The organism is Streptomyces sp. NPDC006368, from assembly GCF_040612535.1.
In the GTDB taxonomy this organism is placed as follows: Bacteria; Actinomycetota; Actinomycetes; order Streptomycetales; family Streptomycetaceae; genus Streptomyces.
The window spans coordinates 323,998-336,877 of sequence record NZ_JBEXQK010000003.1; the positions used below are offsets into that span (position 1 = coordinate 323,998).

14 protein-coding genes and 1 pseudogene are annotated in these 12,880 nt (G+C 71.1%); 8 read left to right on the plus strand and 7 right to left on the minus strand.

Going from position 1 to position 12,880, the window contains the following annotated elements:
- Positions 1–7 precede the first annotated feature (7 nt).
- Both ABZZ38_RS04995 and ABZZ38_RS05000 read right to left on the minus strand, forming a co-directional pair.
- A complete protein-coding gene (locus ABZZ38_RS04995; RefSeq protein ID WP_356735825.1) occupies positions 8–736 on the minus strand; it encodes a transglycosylase SLT domain-containing protein in 729 nt (242 codons plus the stop codon).
- Between the two features lie 301 nt (positions 737–1,037).
- Positions 1,038–2,270: pseudogene (locus ABZZ38_RS05000) on the minus strand (SDR family NAD(P)-dependent oxidoreductase).
- A 273-nt stretch (positions 2,271–2,543) separates the two neighbouring features.
- Here ABZZ38_RS05000 and ABZZ38_RS05005 point away from each other — a divergent pair.
- The 3 genes from ABZZ38_RS05005 (at position 2,544) to ABZZ38_RS05015 (ending at position 4,737) form a co-directional block, all read left to right on the plus strand.
- Complete coding sequence (locus ABZZ38_RS05005) at positions 2,544–3,695, plus strand: GAF domain-containing sensor histidine kinase (protein ID WP_356735827.1); 1,152 nt, start codon at positions 2,544–2,546, stop codon at positions 3,693–3,695.
- Positions 3,688–4,350, plus strand: a complete 663-nt coding sequence (locus ABZZ38_RS05010; protein WP_356735829.1) for a response regulator transcription factor — start codon at positions 3,688–3,690, stop codon at positions 4,348–4,350. The genes ABZZ38_RS05005 and ABZZ38_RS05010 overlap by 8 nt, the downstream gene beginning before the upstream one ends.
- A gap of 141 nt (positions 4,351–4,491) precedes the next feature.
- Complete coding sequence (locus ABZZ38_RS05015; protein WP_356735831.1) at positions 4,492–4,737, plus strand: chaplin; 246 nt, start codon at positions 4,492–4,494, stop codon at positions 4,735–4,737.
- A gap of 90 nt (positions 4,738–4,827) precedes the next feature.
- On the opposite strand, the gene ABZZ38_RS05020 is transcribed toward ABZZ38_RS05015, so the two are convergent.
- Both ABZZ38_RS05020 and ABZZ38_RS05025 read right to left on the minus strand, forming a co-directional pair.
- Positions 4,828–4,962, minus strand: coding sequence for a hypothetical protein (locus ABZZ38_RS05020; protein WP_356735833.1), 135 nt, complete (start codon positions 4,960–4,962; stop codon positions 4,828–4,830).
- Between the two features lie 469 nt (positions 4,963–5,431).
- Positions 5,432–6,217, minus strand: a complete 786-nt coding sequence (locus ABZZ38_RS05025) for a hypothetical protein (protein WP_356735835.1) — start codon at positions 6,215–6,217, stop codon at positions 5,432–5,434.
- Positions 6,218–6,371: 154 nt separating this feature from the next.
- Between ABZZ38_RS05025 and ABZZ38_RS05030 the strand changes: the two genes are divergently transcribed.
- From ABZZ38_RS05030 to ABZZ38_RS05045, 4 genes are all read left to right on the plus strand, one after another.
- Positions 6,372–7,163 carry an ABC transporter ATP-binding protein gene (locus ABZZ38_RS05030; protein WP_356735837.1) on the plus strand — a complete coding sequence of 264 codons (792 nt, stop codon included), beginning with the start codon at positions 6,372–6,374 and terminating at the stop codon, positions 7,161–7,163.
- 61 nt (positions 7,164–7,224) lie between these two features.
- Positions 7,225–7,653, plus strand: coding sequence for an NfeD family protein (locus ABZZ38_RS05035; RefSeq protein ID WP_356735839.1), 429 nt, complete (start codon positions 7,225–7,227; stop codon positions 7,651–7,653).
- Positions 7,654–7,752: 99 nt separating this feature from the next.
- Positions 7,753–8,703 (plus strand): SPFH domain-containing protein, encoded by a 951-nt coding sequence (locus ABZZ38_RS05040; RefSeq protein WP_356735841.1) that lies wholly within the window; start codon positions 7,753–7,755, stop codon positions 8,701–8,703.
- Positions 8,704–8,778: 75 nt separating this feature from the next.
- Positions 8,779–9,549: a sulfite exporter TauE/SafE family protein gene (locus tag ABZZ38_RS05045; RefSeq protein ID WP_356735843.1), complete on the plus strand. Its 771-nt coding sequence runs from the start codon at positions 8,779–8,781 to the stop codon at positions 9,547–9,549.
- Positions 9,550–9,669: 120 nt separating this feature from the next.
- On the opposite strand, the gene ABZZ38_RS05050 is transcribed toward ABZZ38_RS05045, so the two are convergent.
- The 3 genes from ABZZ38_RS05050 to ABZZ38_RS05060 all read right to left on the minus strand — a co-directional run bounded on the left by ABZZ38_RS05050 (position 9,670) and on the right by ABZZ38_RS05060 (position 11,739).
- Positions 9,670–10,179 (minus strand): HNH endonuclease, encoded by a 510-nt coding sequence (locus ABZZ38_RS05050; RefSeq protein ID WP_356735845.1) that lies wholly within the window; start codon positions 10,177–10,179, stop codon positions 9,670–9,672.
- Positions 10,180–10,385: 206 nt separating this feature from the next.
- The gene (locus tag ABZZ38_RS05055; protein WP_356735846.1) at positions 10,386–10,925 is read right to left on the minus strand and encodes a YbhB/YbcL family Raf kinase inhibitor-like protein; all 540 of its coding nucleotides are present in this window, start codon (positions 10,923–10,925) and stop codon (positions 10,386–10,388) included.
- A 31-nt stretch (positions 10,926–10,956) separates the two neighbouring features.
- Positions 10,957–11,739 carry a sporulation protein gene (locus ABZZ38_RS05060; RefSeq protein ID WP_356735848.1) on the minus strand — a complete coding sequence of 261 codons (783 nt, stop codon included), beginning with the start codon at positions 11,737–11,739 and terminating at the stop codon, positions 10,957–10,959.
- Between the two features lie 74 nt (positions 11,740–11,813).
- On the opposite strand from ABZZ38_RS05060, the gene ABZZ38_RS05065 reads away from it, so the two are divergent.
- Positions 11,814–12,455 (plus strand): DNA-3-methyladenine glycosylase, encoded by a 642-nt coding sequence (locus ABZZ38_RS05065; RefSeq protein WP_356735850.1) that lies wholly within the window; start codon positions 11,814–11,816, stop codon positions 12,453–12,455.
- Positions 12,456–12,880 lie beyond the last annotated feature (425 nt).

The following is a 12,880-nucleotide window of genomic DNA, read 5'->3' on the forward strand; positions in this document are numbered from 1 at the left end:
GTACGACTCAGTACGCGCTGTTGACGTTGTCCATGGAGCCGTAGCGGTCGGCCGCGTAGTTGCACGCGGCGACGATGTTGGCGACCGGGTCCCACTGGCTCTTCTTGGTGCCCGGGACGTGGTAGGCGTCGAAGGTCGGCTTGATGACCTGGAGCAGACCGATCGACGGGACGCCGTTGATGGCGTTGATGTCCCAGTTGTTGATCGCCCTCGGGTTACCGCTGGACTCCCGCATGATGTTGCGGTGGATGCCCTCGTAGGTGCCGGGGATGTTGTGCTTCTTCATGATGTGGAGCGCCTCGCGGATCCAGCCGTCGAGGTTGTTCGCGTAGACCGGCTTGCGGGCGGCGGCGCGGCTGGCGGCGGCCTTCTCGGCGGCGCGCTTCTTCGCGGCGGCCTCGGCCTGGGCCTTCGCCTTGGCGGCGGCAGCGGCCTTGGCCTTCGCGGCGGCCTCGGCCTTCACCTTGGCCGCGGCGGCGGCGTCGGCCTTGGCCTTCAGCTCGATGGTGGTCGCCTGCTCGTTGATGCCGAGCTGCAGCGGGGCGGTCTTGGCGCCGCTGAAGGCGACCGGTGCTGCGGCGACGACGGCCTGCGGCTCGATCTCGGTGGAGGCGTTGCTCGGAACGGCCGAGAACGCGATGGCGGCGGCGCCGAGGGCGGCCACGCCGGCCAGCGAGAGCTTCTTGTGGTTCTTGTTGAGACGGCTGAAGCCGGGGCGGTTGCTGAACGCGGACATGCAGTCGTACCTCTTCGAATCGCGGAACGTCGCCTGGCCGGGTGGCGCTGCGCCTGCTCGGCGGGCAACGGTTGCAATTCTTAGCGGCAGCAAAATGCTGTGGCAAAGGTGTGACGTACGAAGCCGGGTAGTGGATCAGGACGTGGCGACAAGCGCTCCAAAACACCCCACTAACGGCCTGCACCAGTACTGATGTGCTTCTTACGCATCCACTACAGGGCTTCGTAAGTGACCTGGGTCCTATGCGCGGCCTCACATCGGGCGAGTAACGAACTCACCATCTGTTGCGGCAGCAATGCGTTCAGTGAGGGCCCTCATCCGGCAGGAGGAGATGGACGTCGCCGGACTCGTGCCAGAGGTGGAGACGCCGTAGCGCCTCGGTACAAGCCCTGCTCAGCGCGGCCCTTCCGGCGATCGCTCCCGGCGTCAGCAGGTGCGAGGCCTCCGGCTCGTGCAACCGTGAGCAGCCCGTCGACGGCCCCCACCCCACGCCGGCGTGACCACCAGGTCCGTCCACCCGGACGTCTCCCGTACGACGCCGTCGTCGTCCGCCGCCGCGGACTCCAGCGCCCGCACCGCGGTCGTCCCCACCGCGATGACCCGGCCCCTCCCGGCTTCCGCTCCCCTTCCGCCCCCGCGGAGCCGGGGCGGAAGGGGAGGCGGTACGCCGCCCCTCACGCGCCCCGCCCGCTTCGCCGCCGCCCCCATCACCCCGCGCCGCGTTCACCGGCCGCGCCGTGGCCGCCTCAACCGAGAAGCGCTCCGGGTACGGCGGCTCGTGCGCCTCGGTCAGCCACCCCCGTGTGCAGAGTCACCGGCGCGAACCACACCCCCCGGCTCACCAGCTCGGCGACCATCCCCGCCGTGAAGGGCCGCGCCGCGCTCGGCTCCACGGAGCCGGCGCCGTCGGGCGAGGGGCGCGCGAAGACCGTCTGGTACGCGGCCAGAGGCTGGTCCCGCTCGGTGTATTCGTACGGATGGGCCGCCCGTGGAGCGCCGGCAGCCCCGGCACGCCGACCGACACCGACGCCCACCACAGCCGCGCGGCGCCCCGGGTGAGCGGCTCCTCCAGTACGAGGCGGGCGCCCCCGGGCAGCCGTACGGCCGCCCCCACCGGGTCCCCGGCGCGCGGCCGGGTGGCGCCCCGGCCGTCCGGCGTGCGCAGCTCCACGCCCCGGGTCCCGTACGCCTCCGCCGCCGTCCGACTGACCGCGATCACCGTCCCGGCCGCGCTCGCCCGGAGCAGCGGCAAGGACTCCTGCGCGAGCCCGAGCGCCGCCACCAGGTTGGTCTCCAGCGCCGCCCGAAGCCCGTCCAGCGGCAGGGCGTCCAGCCGCACCAGCGGCTCGGCACCCAGGGCGCTCGCGTTGCTCACCCGCAGGTCGAGCCCGCCCAGCTCCCGCGCGGCGGCCACCAGCCGGGTCCGGCGCGCCGCGTCCGTCACGTCCCCGGGCAGCGCCACCACCGCGTCCCGTGCGCCCGCGCCCGGCGCGCGCTCTCCTCCTACGTCCGCCGTTCGGGCGTCCGGGGCCAGGTCCCACCCTTCCTCGCCGAGCGCCGCGGCCTGGAAGCCCGCCCCAGCCCCTTGGAAGCCCCCGTGACGATCGCGACAGCCCTGCCGCCCATCCCTTGCGGCCGGTTACCGGGCCCGGCGCCCCGGCATGACCCCAGCCGCGACCGCGACCGCGACCACCGCCTCATGTGAGAGCCCCGGCCGCGAGGGGAACATCGACCTAGGCCCCAAGCCCCAGCCGCAGCCGTCCCCGGTCCGATACGGACCGTCACACCCCACCGGTAACGTGAACACATGACCGATCGACCGCCCCGCTCCGGCCTCGCCGCCGTCAGCGCCGCCCTGCTCGCGATGAGCAGGCACCTGGAGGTGCGCGACGTCCTCAAGACGATCGTCGCCTCGGCCCGCGAGCTGCTCGACGCCGAGTACGCGGCGCTGGGCGTCCCCGACGACCACGGGGGCTTCGCCCAGTTCGTCGTGGACGGCGTCAGCGAGGAGCAGTGGAAGGCGATCGGCCCGCTGCCGCGTCAGCACGGCATCCTCGCGGCGATGCTCCGCGAGGCGAAGACGGAGCGCCTCGCCGATGTCCGCAAGGACCCCCGGTTCGAGGGCTGGCCCGCAGCCCACCCCGAGATGTCGGACTTCCTGGGCCTGCCCATCAGGGACGACGACGAGACCATCGGCGCGCTGTTCCTCGCCAACAAGCGCTGCCCGAAGCCGGCCGAGGGAAGGTGCGGCTTCACCGAGGACGACGAGGCGCTGCTCGGCATCCTCGCCCAGCACGCCGCCATCGCCCTCACCAACGCCCGGCTGTACGAACGCAGCCGCGAGTTCACCATCGCCGAGGAGCGCTCCCGCCTCGCCCACGAGCTGCACGACGCCGTCAGCCAGAAGCTGTTCTCCCTGCGGCTCACGGCCCAGGCGGCGGCCACCCTCGTCGACCGGGACCCGGACCGCGCCAAGGGGGAGCTCCAGCAGGTCGCCGTGCTCGCCGCCGAGGCCGTGGACGAGCTGCGCGCCGCGGTCGTCGAGCTGCGCCCGGCCGCACTCGACGAGGACGGCCTCGTCCACACCCTCCGTACCCACGTCCAGGTTCTGGACCGCGCCCACAGCGCGCACGTCACCTTCGAAAGCCGCGGGATACGCGCCCTGCCGGCCGCCCAGGAGGAGGCCATGCTCCGGGTCGCCCAGGAGGCCCTGCACAACGCCCTGCGCCACTCCGGCGCCGGCCATGTCGCGGTCTCGCTGGTACGGCGCGGCCAGGGCGCGCTGCTCACCGTCACCGACGACGGCAAGGGATTCGACCCCCGCTCGATCCGCCGCGCCGGCCGTCACCTCGGGCTCGTGTCCATGCGTGACCGGTCGAGCGGCATCGGCGGCTCGCTCACCATCCAGTCCGCGCCCGGCAAGGGCACCACGATCGAGTTGGAGGTCCCCGGTGGCTGAGGCTGCGCCCGGTTCAAGGACTCGGATCCGCGTTCTGCTGGTCGACGACCACCAGGTGGTCCGCCGCGGGCTGCGCACCTTCCTGGAGGTCCAGGACGACATCGAGGTCGTCGGAGAGGCCGCCGACGGCGCCGAGGGCGTTGCCCGCGCCGAGGAGCTGCGCCCGGACGTGGTGCTCATGGACGTGAAGATGCCCGGCATGGACGGCATCGAGGCCCTGCGCAAGCTGCGCGAACAGGCCAACGCGGCCAAGGTGCTGATCGTCACCAGCTTCACCGAGCAGCGCACCGTGGTCCCGGCCCTGCGCGCGGGCGCCGCCGGGTACGTCTACAAGGACGTCGACCCGGACGCCCTGGCCGGCGCCATCCGCTCCGTACACGCGGGACACGTCCTGCTCCAGCCCGAGGTGGCCGGTGCGCTCCTCAGCCAGGACGACGGCAACGGCGGTACGGGCCGTGGCACCACCCTCACCGAGCGGGAGCGCGAAGTCCTCGGCCTGATCGCCGACGGCCGCTCCAACCGTGAGATCGCCCGCGCGCTGGTCCTCTCCGAGAAGACCGTCAAGACCCACGTCTCGAACATCCTGATGAAGCTGGACCTCGCTGACCGCACCCAGGCAGCGCTCTGGGCCGTACGCCACGGCCTGACGAGCTAGTCAACCGGACCGGCGGTACCGGTGTGAGATTCATACCGTCGTGTGGATGTCACCCACTCGGCGCAACCTGGGTGGCGTGCGGGCGTTCTCCATGGCGTGCTGCGGCGACCGCCGCAGCGGAATCCAACGGAGGATCAAGAAGTGAAGAACCTGAAGAAGGCCGCCGCCGTCACCATGGTCGCCGGTGGGCTCGTCGCCGCCGCCGCGGGCGCCGCCTCCGCGACCTCCGGCGCGCACGCGCACGGTGCCGCCCTGGGCTCCCCGGGCGTCGCCTCCGGCAACCTGATCCAGGCCCCGGTCCACGTCCCGGTGAACGTCAGCGGCAACAGCGTCAACGTCATCGGCGCCCTGAACCCCGCCTTCGGCAACGCGGCCGTCAACCACTGACGCCCTGTGGCCCCCAGTCCCCCTACCTGGGGGCCACCCCCTTCCCGGGCAACCGTCAGCCGTCCCACGCGCCCCGCTCGGCCGCGGGTTTTAGGCCAGGGGCGTGAGCATGTCGTCGGCCGTCTCGCCCGGCCCGAGCAGCACCGGGACGACCAGAGAGACGACCTTGCCCCCGCCGGGCTGACTGCGCAGCGCACGGCCGAGGGCCTGGACGAGGTCGGGCATGGAGCCGCGTGCGTCGGCCCGGTAGACGCAGTGGTGCGGGCGTGGCCGGAGAAGTCCCCGGCAGGCCGATTACCTTCCGTACGCCGCCCGTGCGGGCACTGAGGCCGCCCGCGCGCGCACACGCGTACAGGGGCCGACGGTCAGCCGCACCCCCTCGGGCACACCCGGCGCACGCCGCTCCTCCGCGTACGCGATCAGCGGCACAGGACGGATGGCGCCGCCGGTCGCCCCGGCGCGATCGCGTTCACGCGGGAACGCGGCGTCACCCCGAGCGACTTCCGGACAGCCACGGCGCCCCCGCGACCGGACGGGAACCCGGCGTACCCCCGGACCGGAAGCCGGAGACCGGAAGCCGGAGGCCGGCGGCGACGGCCCTGGCACGCCCCCGCGATGCCACCCACGTCGGCCGGCCCCCGCGGCGGAGCCGCCCGCGAGCCACCCGGCCCCGGGCCCCCGCAAGCGCCAGGCCTCACCCCCGCTCCCGTTCCTCCACATACGCGTTGAACGCCGCCACCTGCGCCCGGCGCGCCACCCGCTCCACCGGCCGCAGCGCCTCCGCCCGCGCCGCCATCTCCGACGCGCTGACCGCCCCGCCATGCCCGTTCCCGTAGGCCAGCGAGATCAGCAGCCCCACTCGCTGCGCCAACTCCAGCACCCGCACCGCCCGCGGCGGATACCCCGGCGCCAGCACCTCACGGCCGGACCCCTCCACCCGCGCCCGGTACGCGTCCAGCGCCGCGTCCGCCACCGGCCCCGACGCCGCGACGTCCAGCCGCGTCAGCACCGTCGTCGCCTCGCGCAGCGCCTCCGCCAGCTCCCGCTCCGCCTCCCCGAGGGACGGCACATCGGCCGGCGGCGCCTCCCGCACCGGCAGGCAGTGCCACAGGACCTCCACATGGACGTCCCCGGCCGGCCCCGCCTCGTACACCTCGGGGACGAGCCCGAAAGGCGCCCCGTACCCGAGCACCGCCTCCTCCGCGTCCAGCGCCCGCGCGTTGAACTCCGGCGGCCCGCTCAGCCCCAGCGGATGCCCCGGCGCCGGCAGCGCCACCCGCCACCCGGACACCCCCAACCCCCGCAGCCGCCCCAGCGCCAGCGTCAGACCGACCGGACCCGCCTCACCCGGCAGCCCCTCCACCCGGTGCACCGCGTCGTCCCCGACAATCGCGAGCACGGCCTCATCCGGCGACACCAACCCGGCCAACAGGGCGTTCCCCCATGCGGCCAACCGTCCTGAACGTGGTTCCGAAAGCATGCCCCCCACCCTAGGCACTGGGCCGGCCACCGCACCGAACCGGACCTAAGGACGGGACCGCGCCACCGGTGGCGTAGGTTTTCCCTGGGAGCTGCGCCCACAGGCGCACGCGACGACAAGACCCGACAGACCGCATAGGGGAGACAACGCGCTCATGAGCGATGTACTGGAGCTGGTGGACGTATCCGTGGTCCGCGACGGACGCGCTCTGGTGGACGAGGTCTCCTGGTCGGTCAAGGAGGGCGAGCGCTGGGTCATCCTCGGCCCCAACGGCGCGGGCAAGACGACCCTCCTCAACGTCGCGTCCAGCTACCTCTTCCCGACCGCCGGAACCGCCCGCGTCCTCGGCGAGCGGCTCGGCGGGGTCGACGTCTTCGAACTGCGCCCCCGCATCGGCATGGCCGGCATCGCCATGGCGGAGAAGCTGCCCAAGCGCCAGACCGTCCTGCAGACCGTCCTCACGGCCGCGTACGGCATGACCGCCACCTGGCACGAGAACTACGACGCCGTCGACGAGGAGCGCGCCCGCGCGTTCCTCGACCGCCTGGGCATGAGCGACTTCCTGGACCGCAAGTTCGGCACCCTCTCCGAGGGCGAGCGCAAGCGCACCCTGATCGCCCGGGCGATGATGACGGACCCCGAGCTGCTGCTCCTCGACGAGCCGGCCGCCGGCCTCGACCTCGGTGGCCGTGAGGACCTCGTCCGCCGCCTGGGGCGCCTCGCCCGGGACCCGTACGCGCCCTCCATGGTCATGGTCACCCACCACGTCGAGGAGATCCCGCCGGGCTTCACCCACGTCCTGATGATCCGTCAGGGCAAGGTGCTCGCGGCCGGCCCGATGGAGATGGAGCTGACCTCCCGCAACCTCTCCCGTTGCTTCGGTCTCCCGCTCGTCGTCGAGCACGTCGGCGAGCGCTACACCGCGCAGGGCCTGCCCCTCTCGTAACCCCAACGCCCCTCCCACCGCGCCCTGTCGGCGACGGGACCCCCGGAACTACCATGACCGCGTGGACATCGACGCATGGGTCTGGTGGTTGATCGGCGCGGTGGGACTCGGCATCCCGCTCGTCCTGACCGCGATGCCGGAATTCGGAATGCTGTCCGTCGGCGCGATCGCCGGAGCCGTCACCGCGGCCCTCGGCCTGGGCGTGGTGGCCCAGGTCGTGGTCTTCGCCGTCGTCTCCGTCGCGCTCATCGCGGTGGTACGCCCCATCGCCGCTCGCCACCGCGACGGCCGGCCCCCGCACGCCACGAACGTCGACGCCCTGAGAGGACGACAAGCCGTCGTGCTGGAACGGGTGGACGGCACCGGCGGCCGCATCAAGCTCGCCGGCGAGATCTGGTCCGCCCGCGCCCTCGACGCCGACCAGTCCTTCGAACCGGGACAACAGGTCGACGTCGTCGAGATCGACGGAGCGACCGCCGTGGTCATGTGACGTAACCGGTCAACCCCACGGAACGGCGCACGCGACACTCCGCCGTCTGGGAAACTCGATCATCGAAAGCAGCCAGCAGCGAAGGGCACGGGGAACACGATGCCATCAGTCATTATCGTCCTGGTCATCCTGGTGGTGCTCGTCTTCATCGCCCTGATCAAGACGATCCAGGTCATTCCGCAGGCCAGCGCCGCCATCGTCGAGCGCTTCGGCCGTTACACCCGCACCCTCAACGCGGGCCTGAACATCGTCGTTCCGTTCATCGACTCGATCCGCAACCGGATCGACCTCCGCGAACAGGTCGTCCCCTTCCCACCCCAGCCGGTGATCACCCAGGACAACCTCGTCGTCAACATCGACACCGTCATCTACTACCAGGTGACCGACGCCCGCGCCGCCACCTACGAAGTCGCCAGCTACATCCAGGCGATCGAGCAGCTCACCGTCACCACCCTCCGCAACATCATCGGCGGCATGGACCTGGAGCGGACCCTCACCTCCCGCGAGGAGATCAACGCGGCCCTGCGCGGCGTCCTCGACGAGGCCACCGGCAAATGGGGCATCCGCGTCAACCGCGTCGAACTCAAGGCCATCGAGCCCCCGACCTCCATCCAGGACTCGATGGAGAAGCAGATGCGCGCCGACCGCGACAAGCGCGCCGCGATCCTCACCGCCGAGGGCATTCGCCAATCGCAGATCCTGACCGCCGAGGGCGAGAAGCAGTCCGCCATCCTCCGCGCCGAGGGTGAGGCCAAGGCCGCCGCCCTGCGCGCCGAGGGCGAGGCCCAGGCCATCCGCACCGTCTTCGAGTCCATCCACGCCGGAGACCCCGACCAGAAGCTCCTCTCCTACCAGTACCTCCAGATGCTCCCGAAGATCGCCGAAGGCGACGCCAACAAGCTCTGGATCGTCCCCAGCGAGATCGGCGACGCCCTCAAGGGCCTCTCCGGAGCCTTCGGCAACCTCGGCAACGGCACCCCGGGCTTCAACACCGGAGGCGCCGCCAAGGACCGCCCCGCGCAGCGCCGCGAAGAGCCCCCGGTCGACTGACGGCCCGCCCCTTCGTGCATGATCGGTGCACAAAGCACCGATCCCGCAGCACCGATCCTGCACGAGGGGCACAGCGTGACAATCTGGGAGATGCTCGCCGTCTTCGCCGCGGGTGTCGGCGCCGGCACCATCAACACCATCGTCGGCTCCGGAACACTGATCACCTTCCCGGTGCTCGTCGCCACCGGCCTCCCGCCCGTCACCGCCACCGTCTCCAACGCCCTCGGGCTCATCCCCGGCTCCATCAGCGGTGCCATCGGCTACCGCGCCGAGCTCACCGGCCAGCGCCGCCGCATCCTGCGCCTGAGCATCGCCGCGGCCACCGGCGGCCTCTGCGGAGCCGTACTGCTGCTCCTGCTGCCCTCCACCGCCTTCGAGACGATCGTCCCCGTCCTCGTCGCCCTCGCCCTCGTGCTCGTCATCCTGCAGCCCCGTATCTCCCGGGCGGTTCAGCGGCGCCGTGAGCGCGAGGACACCCAAGGGGACCCCGCCGGCGGCCCGCTCCTCTTCGTCGGCCTGCTCCTCGCCAGCGTCTACGGCGGCTACTTCACCGCCGCGCAGGGAATCATCTACCTCTCCCTCATGGGCATGCTGCTCCATGACACCCTGCAGCGCCTCAACGCCGCCAAGAACATCCTGGCGGCGGTCGTCAACAGCGTCGCCGCGCTCTTCTTCCTCTTCGTGGCGCACTTCGACTGGACCGCCGTCCTGCTGATCGCGGTCGGCTCCACCATCGGAGGCCAGATCGGAGCCAAGGTCGGCCGCCGCCTCCCCCCGGTGGTGCTGCGCGCAGTGATCATCGCCGTTGGCATCGTCGCCATCGTCCAACTCACCACCAGGGGATGACCCCCGGCGCCGGACAGCGGGAAGCCCGCCTCGCTATCCCCGGGACGGGCTTCCCGCGCATACGCGCGAGCCGAGCCGACGAGCAGAGCCCGAGCATGACCCGGCGAGGGCCGAGCGGCGTTACGCGGCCGCCGACTGCCCCAGCCAGTCCGGCAGTTCCGTGCGATCCCGCACCCCCAGCGCGAGCAGCATCGCGTCCGCGGGGCTCGGTACGAACGGCTGGTGCAGCAGCGGCATCCCCGCCTGCTCCGGCGTACGGTCGGCTTTGCGGTGATTGTCCTCGGCGCAGGACGCCACCGTGTTCAGCCAGTTGTCCCCGCCACCCTGCGCCCGCGGCACCACGTGGTCCACGGTCGTCGCGCGCCTTCCGCAGTACGCGCACCTGTGCTGGTCCCGCACCAGCACACCCCGCCTCGACCACGGTGCCTGTCTTCGGAACGGCACCCGGACGTACCTGCACAGCCTGATCACCCGCGGCACCGGCAGCTCCACGGCCGCGGCACGCACCCGGAGACCCGGATGGGACTGCTCGACGACGGCCTTGTCCTGCAGCACCAGCACCACCGCGCGGTTGAGTGTGACCGTCGACAGCGGCTCAAAGCTCGCGTTGAGTACCAGCGTGTCCCGCAAGGTGCCCACCTCCCGTGTGCCGGCCCACCCCCCTGGCGGGCTTGGAGCAACTCTGGCCGGGCCGACCGGGCGGGACAACGCAATATCGTGCTCACCCGGGCTGTGACAGCAGCGGCTGCCGCCGTGGGCCCCCGGACCCCCGGCAACAAAAGATGCCCGCTTCTGATCTCTCCAAGACCAGAAGCGGGCAAACAGCAAACGAATGATCAGGACTCCGCGGGAGCCGCGTACTCCCCGATCAACTGAGCACGCCCCAGCGTGTGGAACCGCAGGTTGAAGCCGACCACGGCGGGCGACGCCTCAGCGTCCGGCCCCAGCTTCTCCTGATCCACCGCGTAGACGGTGAACACGTACCGGTGCGCCGGGTCCCCGGCCGGCGGGGCCGCGCCGCCGAAGTCCTTCGACCCGTAGTCGTTGCGGACGTGGACCGCCCCCTCGGGCAACCCCTCGAACTTCCCGCTGCCCGCACCCGCCGGCAGCTCGGTCACCGACGCCGGGATGTCGAACAGCACCCAGTGCCAGAACCCGCTCCCGGTCGGTGCGTCCGGGTCGAAGCACGTCACGGCGAAACTCCTGGTCTCGGCAGGGAAGCCCTCCCACCGCAGGTGCGGCGAGGTGTTCCCCTTGTCGTGGACCTGTGCGTCCGCCAGCACGGCTCCCGGCTCGATGTCGTCGCTCACCACCGTGAACGACGGCACCGGCGGATGGAAGTCGTGAGGGAGCGGCGCCCTTTTCCCCTCGGCCATGCGATGACCCTCCCTTTCGCTGTTCCAACGGTCAGAGCCAGTTGCGACGACCGCCGACGTCGGCGAGCCACTGGTTCAGGTAGGCAGTCCAGTCCGTGTTCCCGAAGTCGTGCAGCCCGACCGTGAAGGCCCGGTACGAGTCGCTGCTCTCGCTGAAGAGCCCCGGCTTCTTGTCCATCTCCACGACGACGTCCATCTCACGCTCGTCAGCGACGAACGACACCTCGACCTGGTTCAGCCCCCGGTACTGCTGGGGCGGCAGGAACTCGATCTCCTGGTAGAACGGCAGCCGCTGCCGCGTCCCGCGAATGTGCCCGCGCTCCATGTCGGCGCTCTTGAAGCGGAACCCCAGCTGGACGAAGGCGTCGAGAATCGCCTGCTGGGCGGGGAGCGGGTGGACGTTGATCGGGTCCAGGTCGCCGGAGTCCACGGCCCGCGCGATCTCCAGCTCGGTCGTGACACCGATGTCCATCCCGTGCAGGTGCTGCCCGGCGATCATCGTCACCGGCGTCTCCCACGGGATCTCCAGACCGAACGGCACCACGTGCACCGCCCCGGCCTTCACCTCGAAGGCCCCACCGAGCCGGACCTTCGTGAACTCGATGTCCTGCTTGACCTCCTGGTCGCCGCCCTCGACCTCGACGCGCGCCTGCAGACCGACCGACAGCCCCTCGATCTGCTGATCCACCGTGCCGCCCTGAATCCGCACCTCACCCTGGACGACCCCACCGGGCACGACATTCGCCTCGGTGAGCACCGTCTCGACGGACGCCCCACCCGCCCCCAGGCTCGCGAGCAGCTTCTTGAACCCCATGTTCACTCCTTCTGGATCCTGACCCCTACATACGCGCGACGACCGTAGCCGGTTCCCCAGTACGCTCGTACGACATGATCGAGAGCCTCGACCGTACGCCGCTTCCGCGGGACTTCTTCGACCGCCCCGTACTGGAGGTCGCGCCCGACCTGCTCGGCCGCACCCTCGTACGCCTGACGGACGACGGACCCATCGAACTCCGTCTCACCGAGGTGGAGGCGTACGCGGGTGAGGTCGACCCGGGGTCGCACGCCTTCCGTGGCCGCACCGCCCGCAACGCCGTCATGTTCGGCCCGCCCGGACACGCGTACGTCTACTTCACCTACGGCATGTGGCACTGCCTCAACCTGGTGTGCGGCCCGGAGGGCTCCGCGAGCGGTGTCCTGCTCCGTGCCGGCGAAATCAGCGTCGGCCACGAGCTCGCCCGCAAACGCCGTATCTCGGCCCGCAATGACCGAGAACTGGCCAAGGGCCCGGCCCGCCTCGCCACCGCCCTGGACGTCGACCGCACCCTGGACGGCACCGACGCCTGCGCCGGCCCGCGCTCCCCCCTCTCCATCCTGACCGGCACCCCCGCCCCCGCCGACCAGGTCCGCAACGGCCCCCGCACCGGCGTCAGCGGCGACGGCGCCATCCACCCCTGGCGCTTCTGGATCGACGGCGACCCCACGGTCAGCCCGTACCGGCCCCACGTGCCGCGCCGGAGGAGGGGTTGACACGGGGGACACAAGCGCCTAACGTCATTCGAGCTGCAAGAGCTGGGCCTGCCGTTCGTGCACCCCCAGCGCAGACATCCACTACCAACGATCGTCTCCCCGTCCGGGGTTCGAGTTCCGGCATGCCGGAATTCCTCCTCAGAGGCTCGATTATGAGTCGGCGAGGAAATGGTCTAAAGTGGCGGAAGCCGAAAGGAAAAGGCCCTCCAACGGCCACCGGAAACAGAATCCGAACCGGAAACGGAACGGAAAACGGATCTGGTAAGGTTGGAAACACGAAATACCGAAGGGAAGCGCCCGGAGGAAAGCCCGAGAGGGTGAGTACAAAGGAAGCGTCCGTTCCTTGAGAACTCAACAGCGTGCCAAAAATCAACGCCAGATATGTTGATACCCCGGTCTCCAGTGATGGAGATTGAGGTTCCTTT

Bases quoted from the DNA above. Each gene is read 5' to 3' on its own strand.
- ABZZ38_RS05055 (WP_356735846.1), bottom strand. From the start codon at position 10,925: ATGGCCGAGGGGAAAAGGGCGCCGCTCCCTCACGACTTCCATCCGCCG.
- ABZZ38_RS05065 (WP_356735850.1), top strand. From the start codon at position 11,814: ATGATCGAGAGCCTCGACCGTACGCCGCTTCCGCGGGACTTCTTCGAC.
- ABZZ38_RS04995 (WP_356735825.1), bottom strand. From the start codon at position 736: ATGTCCGCGTTCAGCAACCGCCCCGGCTTCAGCCGTCTCAACAAGAAC.
- ABZZ38_RS05060 (WP_356735848.1), bottom strand. From the start codon at position 11,739: ATGGGGTTCAAGAAGCTGCTCGCGAGCCTGGGGGCGGGTGGGGCGTCC.
- ABZZ38_RS05020 (WP_356735833.1), bottom strand. From the start codon at position 4,962: ATGCCCGACCTCGTCCAGGCCCTCGGCCGTGCGCTGCGCAGTCAGCCC.
- ABZZ38_RS05025 (WP_356735835.1), bottom strand. From the start codon at position 6,217: ATGCTTTCGGAACCACGTTCAGGACGGTTGGCCGCATGGGGGAACGCC.
- ABZZ38_RS05030 (WP_356735837.1), top strand. From the start codon at position 6,372: ATGAGCGATGTACTGGAGCTGGTGGACGTATCCGTGGTCCGCGACGGA.
- ABZZ38_RS05040 (WP_356735841.1), top strand. From the start codon at position 7,753: ATGCCATCAGTCATTATCGTCCTGGTCATCCTGGTGGTGCTCGTCTTC.
- ABZZ38_RS05005 (WP_356735827.1), top strand. From the start codon at position 2,544: ATGACCGATCGACCGCCCCGCTCCGGCCTCGCCGCCGTCAGCGCCGCC.